Source organism: Leyella stercorea DSM 18206 (genome assembly GCF_000235885.1).
Lineage (GTDB): Bacteria > Bacteroidota > Bacteroidia > Bacteroidales > Bacteroidaceae > Prevotella > Prevotella stercorea.
Genome location: NZ_JH379462.1, coordinates 20,344 through 20,775, shown reverse-complemented (window position 1 = coordinate 20,775; position 432 = coordinate 20,344). Strand labels below are relative to the sequence as shown.

At 52.5% G+C, this 432-nt stretch carries 1 pseudogene; it reads left to right on the top strand.

The features are described 5' to 3' along the window. Positions 1 to 252 (top strand): annotated as a pseudogene (locus HMPREF0673_RS14600) (PD-(D/E)XK nuclease family transposase); the annotation flags it as partial. Between the last annotated feature and the right edge of the window lie 180 nt (positions 253 to 432).

The window sequence follows — 432 nt, the reverse complement described above, 5'->3', positions numbered from 1 at the left end:
GCTGCAGAGCGCGAAGCACGAGAGAAAGGACATGCGGAAGGACATGCGGAAGGTCGTGCGGAAGGTCGTGCGGAAGGCATGAAACAAGGTCGTGCGGAAGGACGTGCGGAAGGCATGAAACAAGGTCGTGCGGAGGGTCGTGCGGAAGAGAAGAAAGCTATAGCGAAAAATCTTCTTGCAATGGGACTTACCATTGAGCAGGTTGCTCAAGGCTCAGGCTTGCCAATAGAAGAGGTGAAAGGCTTGCAATAACACCAGGGGGTGCAGCGGTCTCCGCTGCACCAACATAGCTTCAGATAAGAACCTCCCACAGAATTCACAGAATTCACAGAAGCTTCAGGCAGATAAGAGCCTCCCACAGATTGCACAGATGCTCACAGATTTTTAGGCTGCGTTTTGCCTCCTAATCTGTGCGCATCCGTGCAATCTGTG